The 15,733-nt window shown below is 68.3% G+C and carries 12 protein-coding genes; 3 read left to right on the forward strand and 9 right to left on the reverse strand.

Going from position 1 to position 15,733, the window contains the following annotated elements; all coding sequences use genetic code 11:
- Positions 1–2 precede the first annotated feature (2 nt).
- Together ypfJ and DXK32_RS21470 are read left to right on the forward strand one after the other, a co-directional pair.
- The gene (gene ypfJ / locus DXK32_RS21465) at positions 3–896 is read left to right on the forward strand and encodes a KPN_02809 family neutral zinc metallopeptidase (RefSeq protein WP_114860362.1); all 894 of its coding nucleotides are present in this window, start codon (positions 3–5) and stop codon (positions 894–896) included.
- Positions 897–970: 74 nt separating this feature from the next.
- Complete coding sequence (locus DXK32_RS21470; RefSeq protein WP_114860363.1) at positions 971–3,880, forward strand: pentapeptide repeat-containing protein; 2,910 nt, start codon at positions 971–973, stop codon at positions 3,878–3,880.
- 429 nt (positions 3,881–4,309) lie between these two features.
- Here DXK32_RS21470 and pnp read toward each other — a convergent pair whose 3' ends face one another.
- The 8 genes from pnp to rimP all read right to left on the reverse strand — a co-directional run bounded on the left by pnp (position 4,310) and on the right by rimP (position 14,253).
- A complete protein-coding gene (pnp, locus tag DXK32_RS21475; protein ID WP_114860364.1) occupies positions 4,310–6,430 on the reverse strand; it encodes a polyribonucleotide nucleotidyltransferase in 2,121 nt (706 codons plus the stop codon).
- Between the two features lie 296 nt (positions 6,431–6,726).
- On the reverse strand, positions 6,727–6,996 hold the full coding sequence (gene rpsO / locus DXK32_RS21480; protein WP_035670129.1) for a 30S ribosomal protein S15: 270 nt from the start codon (positions 6,994–6,996) through the stop codon (positions 6,727–6,729).
- A gap of 15 nt (positions 6,997–7,011) precedes the next feature.
- On the reverse strand, positions 7,012–7,950 hold the full coding sequence (truB, locus tag DXK32_RS21485) for a tRNA pseudouridine(55) synthase TruB (protein ID WP_109072606.1): 939 nt from the start codon (positions 7,948–7,950) through the stop codon (positions 7,012–7,014).
- Positions 7,940–8,536: a 30S ribosome-binding factor RbfA gene (gene rbfA / locus DXK32_RS21490; protein ID WP_114860365.1), complete on the reverse strand. Its 597-nt coding sequence runs from the start codon at positions 8,534–8,536 to the stop codon at positions 7,940–7,942. Before rbfA ends, truB begins: the two co-directional genes overlap by 11 nt.
- A 141-nt stretch (positions 8,537–8,677) precedes the next feature.
- On the reverse strand, positions 8,678–11,413 hold the full coding sequence (gene infB, locus DXK32_RS21495; protein WP_114860366.1) for a translation initiation factor IF-2: 2,736 nt from the start codon (positions 11,411–11,413) through the stop codon (positions 8,678–8,680).
- Positions 11,414–11,427: 14 nt separating this feature from the next.
- A complete protein-coding gene (locus tag DXK32_RS21500; protein WP_114860367.1) occupies positions 11,428–12,147 on the reverse strand; it encodes an RNA-binding protein in 720 nt (239 codons plus the stop codon).
- A gap of 30 nt (positions 12,148–12,177) precedes the next feature.
- A complete protein-coding gene (gene nusA, locus DXK32_RS21505; RefSeq protein WP_114860368.1) occupies positions 12,178–13,713 on the reverse strand; it encodes a transcription termination factor NusA in 1,536 nt (511 codons plus the stop codon).
- A 54-nt stretch (positions 13,714–13,767) separates the two neighbouring features.
- Complete coding sequence (rimP, locus tag DXK32_RS21510; protein ID WP_014238849.1) at positions 13,768–14,253, reverse strand: ribosome maturation factor RimP; 486 nt, start codon at positions 14,251–14,253, stop codon at positions 13,768–13,770.
- 274 nt (positions 14,254–14,527) lie between these two features.
- Between rimP and DXK32_RS21515 the strand changes: the two genes are divergently transcribed.
- Positions 14,528–14,872 carry an antibiotic biosynthesis monooxygenase family protein gene (locus tag DXK32_RS21515; protein WP_114860369.1) on the forward strand — a complete coding sequence of 115 codons (345 nt, stop codon included), beginning with the start codon at positions 14,528–14,530 and terminating at the stop codon, positions 14,870–14,872.
- On the opposite strand, the gene trmB is transcribed toward DXK32_RS21515, so the two are convergent.
- On the reverse strand, positions 14,850–15,560 hold the full coding sequence (gene trmB / locus DXK32_RS21520; protein WP_114860370.1) for a tRNA (guanine(46)-N(7))-methyltransferase TrmB: 711 nt from the start codon (positions 15,558–15,560) through the stop codon (positions 14,850–14,852). The genes DXK32_RS21515 and trmB overlap by 23 nt on opposite strands.
- Between the last annotated feature and the right edge of the window lie 173 nt (positions 15,561–15,733).

The raw sequence follows: 15,733 nt of genomic DNA on the forward strand, positions 1-15,733 counted from the left end.
CGATGCGGTGGCAGGACGGTCGCGAGAGCGAGAATGTCGAGGACCGGCGCGGCGCGCCCGGAAGCGGCGGGTTCCGCACCGGCGGGATCGGCATCCCCATCGGGCGCGGCGGGATCGGCATCGGCGGGCTGGCGGTGATCGTGGTGGTGTCGCTCCTGCTCGGCATCAACCCGCTGGATCTTCTGCAGGGCACGGCGCCGCAGGAGCAGGCCCGCACCGAACAGTCGGACGCCCCGCGCGGCGGCGGCGACGACGAGCTGAAGCGCTTCGTCTCCGTCGTGCTCGCCGACACCGAGGACACCTGGGCCGCCCAGTTCCAGCAGATCGGCCGCACCTATCAGGACCCGGCGCTGGTGCTGTTCTCCGGCACGGTGGATTCCGGCTGCGGCTTCGCCCAGGCGGCGATGGGTCCCTTCTATTGCCCGCAGGACCGCAAGGTTTACATCGACCTCAGCTTCTACCGCGACCTGCGCGACCGCTTCCGCGCGCCGGGCGACTTCGCCCAGGCCTATGTGATCGCCCACGAGGTCGGCCACCATGTGCAGAACCTGCTGGGCATCTCCGACCGGGTGCAGCAGGCCCAGCGTCGGGCCGGGTCCCAGGCCGAGGCCAACGGGCTGTCGGTGCGGCTGGAGCTTCAGGCCGACTGCTTCGCCGGCCTGTGGGCCAACCACGCCAACCGCGAGCGCCAGATCATCGAGCCCGGCGACGTCGAGGAGGCCCTGACGGCGGCCAGCGCCATCGGCGACGACCGCCTGCAACGGCAATCCCGCGGCACCGTGACTCCGGACAGCTTCACCCACGGCAGTTCCGCCCAACGGGTGCAATGGTTCCGCACCGGTCTGGAGCGTGGTGAGTTGAACGCCTGCGACACGTTCCGGGCGGAGCGGCTGTAATCCTCCATCCGCAAGAGTTGAGTGTTTTTCTGATCCGACCTATCGTTGTTCGGTTGGATCAGGAGGCGTGCCGCATGACTGTAAGCGTCGATCGCAAGAAACTCTCCATAGCCCTCGTCAAGGTCGTGGTGGACGCGATCAAGCTGGACATCGGCGGCGTGGTCAAAGGCTTCGCCGATACGGCGACGGCTTTCACCAAGGACGGGCCGGGCGACCCGACAGCGGAGGACGGCGCCCGCCTGCTGCTTCAGCGCGGCGCCTACACGGCGGCGATCCGCAGCATCCAGCGCTTCGCCCGGCAGGCCCCTTTCCTCGCCGCGGAGGCCGACCCGCGCGAGATCGAGGCCGAACTGGCCCGCCACACCGCCGGCACGCCGTTGGAACTGACCGCCACCGCCTTTTCCGACCCGGAGCGCTGGCCGGCGCTGTCCGAGGTGCTGGACGCCTTCGCCGGCTGGCAGCGCGTCTGCCGCGTGCCGGAGGACCATCGCGAGGCGATGCTGTCAGCCTTCCGCGAGGATTTCGTTCTGGCCCTGGCCGCCGAACTGCGCGACCCCAGCCGGGAGGCCGATTACCGGGCCATGCTCGCCGAGGTAACGCGCACGACCCTGCTGGATGGCGCGGCGCAACGGACGCTGGACTGGCAAGCCTACCGTGCCCGTCTGGTGGAAGCGGTGCATCGGCCCCTGCGCTCGCTCGATTCGGAGAAAATTCCGCGCTTTTCCCTGCACGATCTCTATGTGCCGCTGCGGGCGTCGGTGGGAGAACCGCCGGCCCCCGGCCAGCGGCGTGAGGACGATCCAAAGATCCCGATCCGTTGGCTGGACGCCGAGCTTGATGGATGGATCGGGCGGGCCGACGCGCGTGACACGGTGCGGGTCCTGTCGGGCGACCCGGGGGCCGGCAAGTCGAGCGCCTGCGCCATGCTGGCCGCAAGGTTGGCACGGCAAGGCCGGCGGGTTCTGCTGGTGCCGCTCGGCCGGCTGAATTATCGGGACGATGCGGGGACCGCACTGTCCCGCTTCCTGCTCGATGAGCTGGGCCATGTTGCGCTGGACGGCATCCGGGGCGACCGGGGGCCGCCGCTGGTCCTGATTCTCGACGGGCTGGACGAATTGGCGAAGGCCGGCCAGGGTGCGCAGACGCTCCTGGGTGGCTTCGTCGGCAACCTGGGGCACGCCTGGTCGGAATGGAATCGGGACGGCCTGCGGGTTCTGCTGCTGCTGGCCGGTCGTCCAGGGGCGGCCAACGCCATGGAGCCCATCGCCCGCGCCGACGGCGCCCGCCTGCATGTTCTGCGGTTCCGCATTGAGGATCACCGGCGCGAGTGGTTCGACGACAAGGAGGTTGCTCGGCTGGACCAGCGGTCCGAGTGGTGGAAGCGCTTTGGCCGGGCCGAAGGCTTGCCGGTTGTTCTCAAAGAAAAGAGCAGCCATCTGGATTCGCTGACCGAACAGCCGCTGCTGAACTGGCTGGTCGCCCAGCTTCTGACATTGGAAGGGGAGGAGCGAGCCGCCACCATCGACGACGTTCACGACCTCTACACGCGCCTGTTCGGCCATGTGCTGACCCGCTTCCACCGCCGGGGTGAAAACGCGCCGCCGGAAGCGATGGACGCGCTGGGCCGCGACGATCTGGAACGGATGCTGGAGGAAGTGGCGGTGGCGGCTTGGCACGCTGGCGGCTACCGAACCGTGCCCTTCCCTGTGGTTCGGAAGCGGTTGGGGAACGCCGGGCTCGACGGGCATCTGGACCGGCTGACGGACAAGCGGGACGAGGCGCTCGCCAGCCTGCTGGACAGCTTTTTCTGCCGCGCCCACGCGGGGCAGGAGCATCGCGCCGTCGAGTTCACCCACAAGAGCTTTGGGCAATTTCTGACTGCGCGGCGCATTGCGCACGAGGTGACGGCGATCCATCGCAGGCTCGGGCCGGATGGCGACCGGGATGACGTGCTGGGCGCACTGCGGCGCTGGCTCGCCCTGTGCGGTCCGGCGGTGATGGATCGCGACCTGCTGGATTTCCTGAGGGCGGAGGTCGTTTGCAGGGCGAAGAAGAACGCTGAGGATGCCGCCGGCTGGAGGCACACCCTGGTCCGCCTGTTCGACGATTGCGTCCGGGTGGGCATGCCCCTTCCTGAAGGAAGCTTTCGTGCCCGGGAGGCCGAGCGGCGAGTCCGCAACGCCGAGGTCGCCCTTCTCGCCACCTTGGACGCCACCGTTTCGGCAACGCTGGCGCCGTCCGAACGGTCCATCATCCGGTTGGAGCCGGAGGGAATGGAAAACTCCAAGTTGGCCATCACAACCCTGCATCGCCTGCTTGGGCCTGTCGCTGATTGGAGCATTGCCCGATTTTGTTTGTCCTGCCTGAACCTGACGGGCGCCGACCTGACGGGCGCCGACCTGTGGGGCGCCAACCTGACGGACGCCGACCTGATGCGCGCCAACCTGACGGACGCCGACCTGATGCGCGCCAACCTGACGGGCGCCGACCTGAGGGGCGCCAACCTGACGGGCGCCGACCTGAGGCGCGCCAACCTGACGGACGCCGACCTGACGGGCGCCGACCTGACGGGCGCCGACCTGAGGGGCGCCAACCTGAGGGGCGCCAACCTGACGGGCGCCGACCTGACGGGCGCCGACCTGACGGGCGCCGACCTGAGGCGCGCCAACCTGATGCGCGCCAAACTGACGGACGCCAACCTGACGGGCGCCGACCTGACGGGCGCCGACCTGTGGGGCGCCAACCTGATGCGCGCCAACCTGACGGACGCCAACCTGACGGGCGCCGACCTGACGGACGCCGACCTGACGGGCGCCGACCTGACGGACGCCGACCTGACGGACGCCGACCTGATGCGCGCCGACCTGACGGACGCCAACCTGACGGACGCCGACCTGACGGGCGCCAACCTGACGGACGCCAAAAACTTAACTTTGGCAAGAAACCTTCCGACCGCGCCGGCAGTTCACGAATCTCCGAAGTGAACTGCCGGCGCGGTCGGAACGTGCAAAGGTTTGTCGAGGCGAAGGGGGGACGGAGAAAGGAGAATGGTCGGAACGAAGGACGTCTTGCCCCTCTCCGATTCTCCGACAGGCGCTGTCTTTGACTGTCCGGGTGCCCTTCCGGTCGGCCGCCACTTTCCCCCACCCGTCATTCCCGCGAAGGCGGGAATCCAGTCCGTTCAGGCACTTGTCCGCGGAGTTTCCCGGACCCCCGCCTTCGCGGGGGTGACGACGAGAAAGCTGGTCGTGTTTCGGAACGGAGGCTTGGGGGGGTAAGTGAGCGCCTATGCGCCTTCGCGGGGGGCGACGGGAAAGATGAACGCCAATCGGGATGGCATCTTTCCGCCGGAGGCTGTCGCCCCCTCCCCGACCCTCCCCCGCTTTCGCAGGGGAGGGAGAAGAAGACCTCTATCAGGCGGCGGGGCCGTCCTTCTTGGTCAGGTCTTCGCCGGTGGTCTGGTCGACCTGCTTCATCGACAGCTTGACCTTGCCGCGGTCGTCGAAGCCGATGACCTTCACCTTCACCGAGTCACCCTGCGACACCACGTCCGACACCTTGCCGACGCGCTGCTGCGCCAGCTCGGAGATGTGGACGAGGCCGTCGCGCGAGCCCAGGAAGTTCACGAAGGCGCCGAAATCGACGACCTTCACGACCTTGCCGGTGTAGACCACGTTCATTTCCGGCTCGGCGACGATGCCCTTGATCCAGTCGATGGCGGCCTGGGCGGCCTTGGTGTCCACCGCGGCCACCTTGACCGTGCCGTCGTCCTCGATGTCGATCTTGGCGCCGGTCTGCTCCACGATCTCGCGGATCACCTTGCCGCCGGAGCCGATCACGTCGCGGATCTTCTCCTTCGGGATGTTGATCACGGTGATGCGCGGGGCGTTCTCGTTCACCGCCTCGCGGGCGCCGGTCAGGGCCTTGGACATCTCGCCCAGGATGTGCAGGCGGCCGTCCTTGGCCTGCCTCAGCGCGATCTTCATGATCTCCTCGGTGATCGAGGTGATCTTGATGTCCATCTGCAGCGCGGTGATGCCCGCGTCGGTGCCGGCCACCTTGAAGTCCATGTCGCCCAGGTGATCCTCGTCACCCAGGATGTCCGACAGGACCGCGAAGCCGTCGTCTTCCTTGATCAGGCCCATGGCGATGCCGGCCACCGGGCGCGCCAGCGGGGCGCCGGCGTCCATCAGCGACAGCGAGGTGCCGCAGACCGTCGCCATCGACGAGGAGCCGTTGGACTCGGTCACTTCCGACACCACGCGGAGCGTGTAGGGGAAGTCTTCCTTCTTCGGCAGCAGCGGGTGGATGGCGCGCCACGCCAGCTTGCCGTGGCCGATCTCGCGGCGGCCCGGCGAGCCCATGCGGCCGGCCTCGCCCACCGAGTACGGAGGGAAGTTGTAGTGGAGCATGAAATGCTCCCGGTACTCGCCCTGCAGCGCGTCGATGATCTGCTCGTCCTGGCTGGTGCCCAGCGTGGTGACGACCAGCGCCTGCGTCTCGCCGCGGGTGAACAGAGCCGAACCGTGGGCGCGCGGCAGCACGCCGACCTCCGACACGATCGGGCGGACCGTCTTGGTGTCGCGGCCGTCGATGCGGCGGCCGGTCTTCAGGACGGCGCCGCGCAGGATGTCGGCTTCCAGCTCCTTGAACTCGGTCACGATGGCCTGGGTCTCATGGGCCTCGGCCAGAGCCTCCAGCGCCTTCGCCTTGGCGGCGCCGATCTTCTCGTAGCGGACCTGCTTGACCGTCTCGGTGTAGGCGGCCTCCACGTCGGCGCCGACGGTCGCGCGCAGCTTCGCCTTCAGGGCGGCGCGGTCGTAGGCCGGCTCCGGCAGGTCCCACGGCTCCTTGGCGCACTCTTCGGCCAGATCGATGATGGCGTTGATGACCGGCTGGAAACCGCTGTGGCCGAACATCACGGCGCCCAGCATGACCTCCTCGGACAGCTCCTTGGCTTCCGACTCGACCATCAGCACGCCTTCCTGGGTGCCGGCGACCACGAGGTCGAGCGCGGAACCGTCAACGGCGTCCATGGTCGGGTTCAGCACATACTGGCCGTCGACGTAGCCGACGCGGGCGGCGCCGATCGGACCGAGGAACGGGATGCCGGAGATCGTCAGCGCGGCCGAGGTGCCGACCATCGCGACGATGTCCGGATCATTCTCCAGATCGTGGCTCAGCACGGTGCAGATGACCTGCGTCTCGTTGCGAAAGCCATCGGCGAACAGCGGACGGATGGGACGGTCGATCAGGCGGCTGACCAGCGTCTCCTTCTCCGTCGGGCGGCCTTCACGCTTGAAGAAGCCGCCGGGAATCTTGCCGGCTGCGAAGGACTTTTCCTGGTAATTGACCGTCAGCGGAAAGAAATCGACGCCCGGCTTCGGCGACTTGGCGCCGACGACCGTGCAGAGGACCGTGGTCTCACCATAGGTGACCAGCACCGCGCCGTCGGCCTGACGGGCGATCTTGCCCGTCTCGAACGTCAGCTTGCGTCCACCCCATTCGATTTCTTTACGGAAAACTTTGAACATGGATTCTTCCTTCCATCCGACACCTAGGCCCGCCGGATTGCTGGCCTAAGCCGGGGTCATCGGTCGTCGGACCCCGCATGTGAAAACCCAACAAAGGGCAAAACCCGAAAAGGGCTAAAAAAATCAAACGGCCGGTCCCGGAAGGTCCGGGCCGGCCGTCTGACTAGAACATACCTTCGCGAACAACCGAACGTCCCGACCGGCGCGACGCTCCCTGGTGCACCGGAACGCGGTGCGGCGGGTCGAGCGCGGATCGGGACGGATGTTCGGTCACCGGCACGGACGCCTTTTGGAAATCAGCGACGCAGGCCCAGACGCTCGATGAGCGTGGCGTAGCGGCTGTTGTCCTTCTTCTTGAGATAGTCGAGAAGACGGCGGCGCTGGCCGACCATCACCAGCAGACCACGGCGGGAGTGGAAGTCCTTCTTGTGGCCCTGCAGGTGCTCGGTCAGGTTCCGGATGCGCTCGGACAGGATCGCGACCTGGACCTCGGGCGAACCGGTGTCGTTGGTGCCGCGCGAATAGTCCTTAATGAGTTCCTGCTTGCGATCGGGCGTGATCGACATCGGGGTCTCCATCGTTCATAGGTTGAGAACGCGCACCGGACGGACCTCCGCCCCCTCCACGCGCGCCAGCGCCACCGGCTTGCCGCCGAAAAGCGCAATGACGGTGCCATCCCCACCAACATCCCCGCGCAGCGCCGTGAGGCGTTCGCGGTCCTGCCGGGTGAGGAGGGCCACCGTCTGGCCGTGCTTCAGTCGGTGCGCTTCCGCGTCCGTCAGGGCCAGCGCCGGGATGTCGTCCAGCGCGGTCTCGATCGGAAGCAGAAGTCTTTCGACCGCGGCACCTTGCTCCATCGCGGTCAGATCGTCCAGGGAAATCGCCCCGTCCAGCGTGAAGGACCCGACGCGCAGGCGTCGCAGATCGCGGATGTGTCCCACCGTCCCCAACCGCTGGGCGAGGTCGCGGGCAATGGAGCGGACATAGGTGCCCTTGCCGCAATCCACCTCCAGCACCGCGTGGTCGGCGTCCGGGGTTTCGATCAGCTCCAGCCGGTCGATGCGGACAGTGCGGGGGGCGATGTCCACCACCTCCCCCTCGCGCGCCATGTCGTAGGCGCGCTCGCCGTTGATCTTCAGCGCGCAGTATTGCGGCGGAATCTGCTCGACGAAGCCCAGGAAAGCGGGCAGAGCGGCACGGATCGCCTCGGCGTCGGGGCGCACGGCGGAGGTCTCCACCGCTGTTCCCTCGCGGTCGTCGGTGGTGGTGCGGGTGCCCCAGGCCACGGTGAAGCGGTAGGTCTTCTCGCCGTCCATGGCGTAGGAGACGGTCTTGGTCGCCTCGCCCAGCGCGATGGGCAGGATGCCCGTGGCGATGGGGTCCAGCGTGCCGCCGTGCCCGGCCTTTTCGGCGTTCAGATGGCGGCGCACCTTGGACAGCGCCTGCGTCGAGGTCATCCCCGCCGGCTTGTCCAGCACGATCCAGCCGTGGATCGGCTCGCCCTTGCGCTTACGAGCCACGGCGCCCCTCGCCCTCGCCGCCATCGCCCTCATCCTCGTCGCCCTCATCCTCGTCGTCGAGGTCGTCATCGCCGTCGAGGTCGTCATCGAGGTCGTCGGACTCGGCCTCGTCCTCCTCGTCCCAGCCGTCGTCCTCTTCGTCATGGTCGTCGTCATGGTCGTCGTCGCCGTTCACGCGGTCGGCGAGCGAGCGGTAGCCGACGTCGCGGGCGACCGCCGGGCTGTGCAGGATGTCGTCGATGCGCCCGGCATAGTCGAAGGAGGTGTCGGCCTCGAAGCTCAGCGTCGGGGCATGGCGCAGGTTGACGGCACGGGCGACCTGGCCGCGCAGGAAGGGGGCGGCGCGGCGCAGGGCCGTCAGCGTCTCGTCCATCGCGCCGCCGCCCAGCGGCGTGACGAAGACGGTGGCGTTGCGCAGGTCCGGGCTGATCCGCACCTCGGTCACCGTGACGTTCAGGTCCGCCAGTTCGGGGTCGTGGAAGTCGCCGCGCCGGAACAGGTCGGCCAGGGCGTGGCGGATTTCCTCGCCGACGCGGAGCTGGCGCTGGGACGGCGGCTTTCCAGCCAGATCGTGTTTCTTTCTCATGCTGTCGATCCCGAATGCGGTGCGGCAGGGAATGGTCCCTCCGCGAAAACACGACAAGGGCGCATGGGCGCCCTTGTCATCTATAACATCACTTGTAACGTCGTCCGTGACCGGTCCGAGAGCCGGGGTGCGGCGGCGGCCTTACAGCTCGCGCGCCACCTCCTCGATCTCGAAGGCCTCGATGATGTCGCCGGCCAGGATGTTGTCGTAGTTCTCGAAGGCCATGCCGCACTCGTAACCCTCGCGCACTTCCTTGACCTCGTCCTTGAAGCGCTTGAGCGTCTTGAGCGTGCCCTCGTGGATGACGACGTTGTCGCGCAGCAGGCGGCAGCCGGCGCCGCGCTTGACGGTGCCCTGCGTGACCATGCAACCGGCGACCTTGCCGACCTTGGTGATGTTGAACACCTCGCGGATCTCGGCGTAGCCGATGAAACGCTCGCGCAGGGTCGGCGACAGCATGCCGGTCAGCGCCGCCTTCACGTCGTCGATCACGTTGTAGATGATCGAGTAGTAGCGGATCTCGACGCTGTCGCGCTTGGCCATGTCGCGGGCCTGCGGGTTGGCGCGGACGTTGAAGCCGATGACCATCGCGTTGGAGGCGTTCGCCAGCGTGATGTCGGACTCGTTGATCGCACCCACCGACGCGTGCAGCACGCGGACCTTGACCTCGGTGTTCTCCGCCGTGAGCTTCTCCAGGGCGTTGGAGATCGCTTCGATGGAGCCCTGCACGTCGCCCTTGATGACGACCGGCAGTTCCTTGGCCTCGCCGGCCTGGATGCGGCTGAACATGTCCTGCAGCGAGCCGCGGGCCGACGCCGCGTTGGCGGCTTCGCGCTTCTTGCGCTGGCGGAACTCGGCGATCTCACGGGCGCGGGCTTCCGACTCGACGACGGTGAAGTCGTCGCCGGCGAGCGGCGTGCCGTTGAGACCGAGCACCTCGACCGGGCTGGCCGGGGCGGCCTGCTCGACGCTCTGGCCGCGGTCGTTGACCAGGGCGCGGACGCGGCCCCACTCCGACCCGGTGACGAACACGTCGCCGACCTTCAGCGTGCCGCGCTGGACCAGCACGGTGGCGACCGAACCGCGGCCGCGCTCCAGCTTGGCCTCGACCACGACGCCTTCGGCGGTGCGGCCCGGGTTGGCCTTCAGCTCCAGGATTTCCGCCTGCAGGAGGATGGCCTCCTCCAGCTTGTCCAGGTTGCGCTTGGCCTTGGCCGACACTTCCACGGTCTGGATGTCGCCGCCCAGCTCTTCCACGACCAGCTCGTGCTGGAGCAGCTCCTGGCGGACACGGTCCGGCTTGGCGTCGGGCAGGTCGATCTTGTTGATGGCGACGATGATCGGAACCTTCGCGGCCTTGGCGTGATGGATCGCCTCGATCGTCTGCGGCATGACGCCGTCGTTCGCGGCGACGACCAGCACCACCACGTCCGTGACGTTGGCGCCGCGGGCGCGCATCTCGGTGAAGGCGGCGTGGCCCGGCGTGTCGATGAAGGTGATCTTCGCACCCGACTCCAGCTGCACCTGATAGGCGCCGATGTGCTGGGTGATGCCGCCGGCCTCGCGGCTGACCACGTCGGTCTGGCGCAGGGCGTCGAGCAGCGAGGTCTTGCCGTGGTCGACGTGGCCCATGATCGTGACGACCGGGGGACGCGGCACCAGGGCCGTTTCCGCATCGTCGTTGAGGCGCAGGCCGACCTCGACGTCCGCCTCCGACACGCGGCGCACGCGGTGGCCGAACTCGGCGATGATCAGCTCCGCCGTGTCGGCGTCGATGGTCTGGTTGATGGTGGCCATCACGCCCATGCGCATGAGCTGCTTGATCACGTCCGCGCCGCGTTCCGCCATGCGGTTCGCCAGCTCCTGGACGGTGATGACCTCGGGCAGCACGACGTCGCGGGTCACTTTCTGCGTCTCCTGACGGCTCATCTGACGGAGCCGCTCGCGCTCACGGGCACGGCGGACGGCGGCCAGCGAGCGCGTGCGCTCACCACCCTCGTCGCTCAGCGCCTGCGAGACGGTCATCTTGGAGCCCTTGCGGCGGTCGGCGCCCGGAGCGGCCTTGCGGACCGGAGCCGGCGCCGGGGCCTTCTTGTTCCCGGGCTTGCCGCGGCGGTCGTCCTCTTCCTCGCCGAAGCGGGGAGCGGCCGGAGCCCCCGGACCACGAGCGGCCGGAGCCTCCGTGGTGGTGGCCGCGGTGCGCGCACCGGCGCCACCGGCGGCCGGACGGGCGCCGGCGCCCTGCGGACGGGCCGGTTCGCTGTCCTTGCGCTTGGCCTCGTCGGCCTCCTTGCGCTTGGCTTCCTCTTCCTGGCGGCGGCGCTCGGCCTCCTGGGCCTTGGCGCGCTCCGCCTCCTCGATGCCGCGCAGCTCGGCCAGCTCGCGCTGGCGCAGAGTCTCGGCGTCGAGAATCTCCGGCTCCGCCTCGACCACCGGGGCCGGCTGCGAGGCCGCCTCCTCGGCGGCGCGGGCGGCAGCCTCGGCGGCCAGGACGGCGGCCTCGGCCTCCTCCTCGGCGCGGCGGCGGTTGTCTTCAGCCGCCCCCTGCAGGGCGCGGATGCGCGCCTCGCGTTCCTGGTTGGTCAGTTGACGGACCGCGCCGCCACCACCGCCACGCTGGCGCTGGCCCGGCCCACCCCGGACGGGGATGCCCTGGGCGGCCTGACGCGCGGCGGCGCCGCCATCGGCCACACCCGGCAGGGCGCCCTTCTCCACGGCCCGCTTACGCTTGACCTCCACGGTCACGGGCTTCGACCGGCCATGGGAGAAGCTCTGCCGGACCTGGGTCTCGACCGGCTTCTTCAGCTCCAGCTTCCCTTTGCCGGAGCCGGAGAGGTGCAAGACTTTCTTTTGGTCCTGGTCGTTGCTGTCGGTCATCGGTTCCCGAATGGTCAGACGTTGCTTACGTGGCCGGCCGGCGCAGAGCCGGCGACAAAGCCCTTGATACCCTTGAGACGCGCGGAGTCGCGTGCCAATCCCTTGGCCAGCTTCCCGCGCGCCACCACCGCGTGCACGGCGTTTTCCCGTCCCAGGGCCGCGGCCATCGCCGCGGCGTCGAACAGGTCCACGACCGGCATATCCGGCGCCAGCGCTGTGATCTTGCCCCGCTGGTCGGGCGAACCGTCGCTGGCCTCGACCAGCAGATAGGGCGGTCCGGCGCGTCCGACCTGATTGGTCTTCAGCGCCTCGCGCACCTTTTCGTATCCGGCCAGAGCCTGCCCGGCCCGGCGTGCCAGCCCGAAGGCATCCAGGCACCGCCGTTCCAGCAGTTTCTCCAGCCGTTCCGCCAGATCGGGCGGGACACGCACCGCGCGCCGCGCCGCCTTGGCGAACATGTTCTTGGCGACGGCCTTCGTGAAGGCCGCCTTGTCCCCCGACAGCCAGAGGCCGCGGCCCGGAAGCCGTTCCTCCAGATCGGGCACGATCTCGCCATCGGGTGATACCACGAAACGGATCATGCCGTCTTTCGGTTGCACGGTTCCGGTGGCGATGCAGCGGCGCAGCGGGCCCTTTTCCAGGTCCGCCGGCAACAGCGCCTCCCCTTCGGCCGCGAAGCCATCCGGTTCACCGTCCGCCGGAGTCAGTTCGTTCCTGTCGCTCAGCCCAACCATCCGTACCGTTTGTGCGTCCTAAGTCCCGGCTCAGCTCTGCGCCGCCTGGTCGTCGGTGGAGGGTTGCGCCGCGGTGGGCGCGCCTTCCTCGCCATCGAACCAGTGGGCACGGGCGGCCATGATGATCTCGTTGGCCTCGTCTTCCGTCGGGGCCTCCTTGCCGAGGATGTCGCGCAGCTCGTCCGCGGCGAGATCGGCGAGGTCGTCCATCGTCTTCACGCCGTTCTCACCCAGCTTCACCAGCAGGGTCGGGCTGAAGCCGGTGACTTCCGCCACCGCGTCCTCGACGCCGAGCGCCTGGCGCTTCTCGGTCATGCGGACGTCCTGCTCGTCGAGGAAGTTCAGGGCGCGCTGCTTCAGCTCTTCCGCCACGTCCTCGTCGAAGCCCTCGATCTCGGCCAGCTCCTCGGTCTCGACGTAGGCGATCTCCTCCACCGTGGTGAAGCCCTCGGCGACCAGGAGATGGGCGATCACGTCGTCCACGTCCAGCGCTTCCATGAAGAGCTGCGAGCGGGTGCGGAATTCGTCCGAGCGGCGCTCCGACTCCTCCTGCTCGGTCAGGATGTCGATGTCCCAGCCGGTGAGCTGGGTGGCCAGCCGCACGTTCTGGCCGCGACGGCCGATGGCCAGCGACAGCTGGTCGTCGGGCACCACCACCTCGATGCGGCTGTTGTCCTCGTCCATCACGACCTTGGCGACCTCGGCCGGGGCCAGGGCGTTGACGATGAAGGTCGCCGGCTCCTGGTTCCACTGGATGATGTCGATCTTCTCGCCCTGCAGCTCGCCGACGACCGCCTGGACGCGGCTGCCGCGCATGCCGACGCAGGCGCCGACCGGGTCGATGGAGCTGTCGTTGCTGATCACCGCGATCTTGGCGCGCGAGCCCGGGTCGCGGGCGACCGCCTTGATCTCGATGATGCCGTCGTAGATCTCCGGCACTTCCTGGGCGAACAGCTTCGCCATGAACATCGGATGGGTGCGCGACAGGAAGATCTGCGGGCCGCGCGCTTCCTCGCGCACGTCGAAGATGTAGGCGCGCACGCGGTCGCCGTTCTTGAAGTGCTCGCGCGGCAGCAGCTCGTCGCGGCGCAGGATCGCTTCGGCGCGGCCCAGGTCGACGGTGACGTTGCCGTACTCGACGCGCTTGACCAGACCATTGACGATCTCGCCGGTGCGGTCCTTGTATTCGTTGAACTGGCGCTTGCGCTCCGCGTCGCGGACCTTCTGGACGATGACCTGCTTGGCCGTCTGGGCGGCGATGCGGCCGAAGTCGATGGGCGGCAGCGGATCGACCAGGAAATCGCCGAGCTGGGCGCCGGGCTTGCGGCGCTGGGCGTAGGCGAGGGTCACCTGGGTCGCCTCGTTCTCCACCGCCTCGACCACCTCCAGGTGGCGGGTCAGGTGGATGTCGCCCGTCTTGCGGTCGATGCGGGCGCGGATGTCGTGCTCGTGGCCGTACTTGGAGCGCCCGGCCTTCTGAATCGCCTGCTCCATCGCCTCCAGGACCTCGTCCCGGTCGATGTTCTTTTCGCGGGCAACCGCGTCAGCGACTTGCAGCAGTTCCATCCGTCACACTTCCTGGACTGGCGTTTGTTCTTCGAGTGAAGCCCGGAGCGGCCGTCAACCCTGGCCCTGGCTGGCGCGGATCAGTTCATCCGTCAAGACCAGCTTGGCGCGCAGGATGTTGTCGAACTCCAGCCGGGCGGCTCCCTGTTCCGATTCGATGCACACGAGGCCGTCGTCGACGCCCTTCAGCATGCCCTTGAAGCGCTTGCGGCCATCGACGGCGAGCCGGGTCTCCAGCTTGGCCTCGAAACCGGCGAAACGCTCGAAATCCTTCAGACGGGTCAGCGGCCGGTCGATGCCGGGCGAACTGACCTCCAGCGTGTAGGCGCTCTTGATCGGATCTTCAACGTCGAGCACCGCGGAGATCGCGCGGCTGATGTCGGCGCAGTCTTCGACCGTCATGGGCGCGCCGTCGGCGCGTTCCGCCATGACCTGCAGAACCATGCGCTGCCCACCGGTCAACTGCACACGCACGAGTTCGTAGCCCATGGCCTCGACCGACGGCGTGATGATCTGCTCGATACGACCGGTTGCTTCCATTCCACCTGACCCGCCCCCGCGGTCTCCCCTGGCACAGCGCCCTGGGACCAACACGGGGATTCCATACGCTGATAAAAAAATAAGTGGGCCAAGGCCCACCCGCAAAGCGTCCCGCCGGCCCGGTTTCCCGAGCCGCCGATCCGTATGGGTTCATGCGGTGAATATAGACATTCCGGAGCAGGCCGCAAGCGCTTTTCCGCAAGGTCCTATGCCCGGCGCTTGGTGAGCGGGTCCGGGCGGGGTAAGGTCACGCCTCCGGCGGCCGTTGCGCCGCATGGAAAACGCCTCCAAGACGGAGTTCACCGTGATCCTTGAAACGGCCATCCTGGCGGTCAAACCCGGCCAGGGCCCGGCCTTCGAACGGGCGATGGCCGAGGCACAGCCCCTGATCGCCGCGACTCCGGGCTTCCTCGGGCTGGAGCTGCGGCCCTGCCTGGAGGCGGCGGACCGCTACCTTCTGCTCGTCCGCTGGGAACGGCTGGAGGACCACACCGAAGGCTTCCGCGGGTCCGACCGCTACGCCCGCTGGAAGGCGCTGCTCCACCGCTTCTACGACCCGTTCCCGGTGGTGGAGCATTACGGCGCGCCGGCGGTGTCTACCCCCGCGCCTTGCGGATGAAGCGCATGAAGACCGGCTTGCGCCCGGCCTCGATGGCCTTCTCCTCGTAGCGGGTGGGCGGCCAGTCGGCGATGCGGTGGCGCCAGTCGGACGGGCCGCGGGCGGTCCATTCGAAATCCGGGTGCCGCACCGTGTGCTCCAGCATCCAGCGCACCAGCCCCATGTCGTCGCTGGCCAGACGCAGCTCCGCCCCGTCCTTCAGAACGCGGGCGAGGCGCGGCAGGTTGTCCGGACCGATGAAGCGGCGTTCCCAGTGGCGTTTCTTCGGCCAGGGATCGGCGAACAGCACGAAGGCGCGCCCGATGGAGGCGTCCGGCAGGGCGTCGAGCAGCGGGCGGGCATCGTCCGGAAGGACGCGGACATTGTCCTGCACGCCCTCATCGTCCACCAGCTTGAGCAGGCCGGCCACGCCGTTGATGAAGGGTTCGGCGCCGATCACCCCGACGTCGCGGTTGTTCGCCGCCTGCCACGCCATGTGGTGGCCGCTGCCGAAGCCGACCTCCAGCCAGACGTCGCGCATGGGTTTGGCAAACAGGGCGTGGGGGTCGATGCGGTCGCCCGGCTGCGGCACCGGGATTTCCAGCGACGGCAGGAGCCCGTCGAGCAGCTCGGTCTTGCGCTTGCGGAGCGGACGCCCCTTGCGCCGCCCGTAGAGCCTCTTGGACGAGTCCAGGAAGGAGTCGGTCATCGTGACAGCAGGGTCCCAAAACGAACGCAGGGGCCGTGTGGCCCCTGCGTCCCGGACAAGCGGGTCCGGTCTTGGAAGAAGCCGCTCTTAGAAGAAAGCGGCGCGCAGATCGTTGACAAGGTCGGTCTTCTCCCAGGAGAAGCCGCCGTCGGCCTCCGCCTCGCGGCCGAAAT

It is taken from the genome of Azospirillum brasilense, assembly GCF_003349955.1.
GTDB lineage: Bacteria > Pseudomonadota > Alphaproteobacteria > Azospirillales > Azospirillaceae > Azospirillum > Azospirillum brasilense_B.

Coding starts and splice junctions, on each gene's coding strand:
- rimP (WP_014238849.1), bottom strand. CDS start 14,253: ATGGAAGCAACCGGTCGTATCGAGCAGATCATCACGCCGTCGGTCGAG.
- nusA (WP_114860368.1), bottom strand. CDS start 13,713: ATGGAACTGCTGCAAGTCGCTGACGCGGTTGCCCGCGAAAAGAACATC.
- rbfA (WP_114860365.1), bottom strand. CDS start 8,536: ATGAGAAAGAAACACGATCTGGCTGGAAAGCCGCCGTCCCAGCGCCAG.
- DXK32_RS21500 (WP_114860367.1), bottom strand. CDS start 12,147: ATGGTTGGGCTGAGCGACAGGAACGAACTGACTCCGGCGGACGGTGAA.
- trmB (WP_114860370.1), bottom strand. CDS start 15,560: ATGACCGACTCCTTCCTGGACTCGTCCAAGAGGCTCTACGGGCGGCGC.
- DXK32_RS21515 (WP_114860369.1), top strand. CDS start 14,528: ATGGAAAACGCCTCCAAGACGGAGTTCACCGTGATCCTTGAAACGGCC.
- infB (WP_114860366.1), bottom strand. CDS start 11,413: ATGACCGACAGCAACGACCAGGACCAAAAGAAAGTCTTGCACCTCTCC.
- rpsO (WP_035670129.1), bottom strand. CDS start 6,996: ATGTCGATCACGCCCGATCGCAAGCAGGAACTCATTAAGGACTATTCG.
- pnp (WP_114860364.1), bottom strand. CDS start 6,430: ATGTTCAAAGTTTTCCGTAAAGAAATCGAATGGGGTGGACGCAAGCTG.
- ypfJ (WP_114860362.1), top strand. CDS start 3: ATGCGGTGGCAGGACGGTCGCGAGAGCGAGAATGTCGAGGACCGGCGC.
- DXK32_RS21470 (WP_114860363.1), top strand. CDS start 971: ATGACTGTAAGCGTCGATCGCAAGAAACTCTCCATAGCCCTCGTCAAG.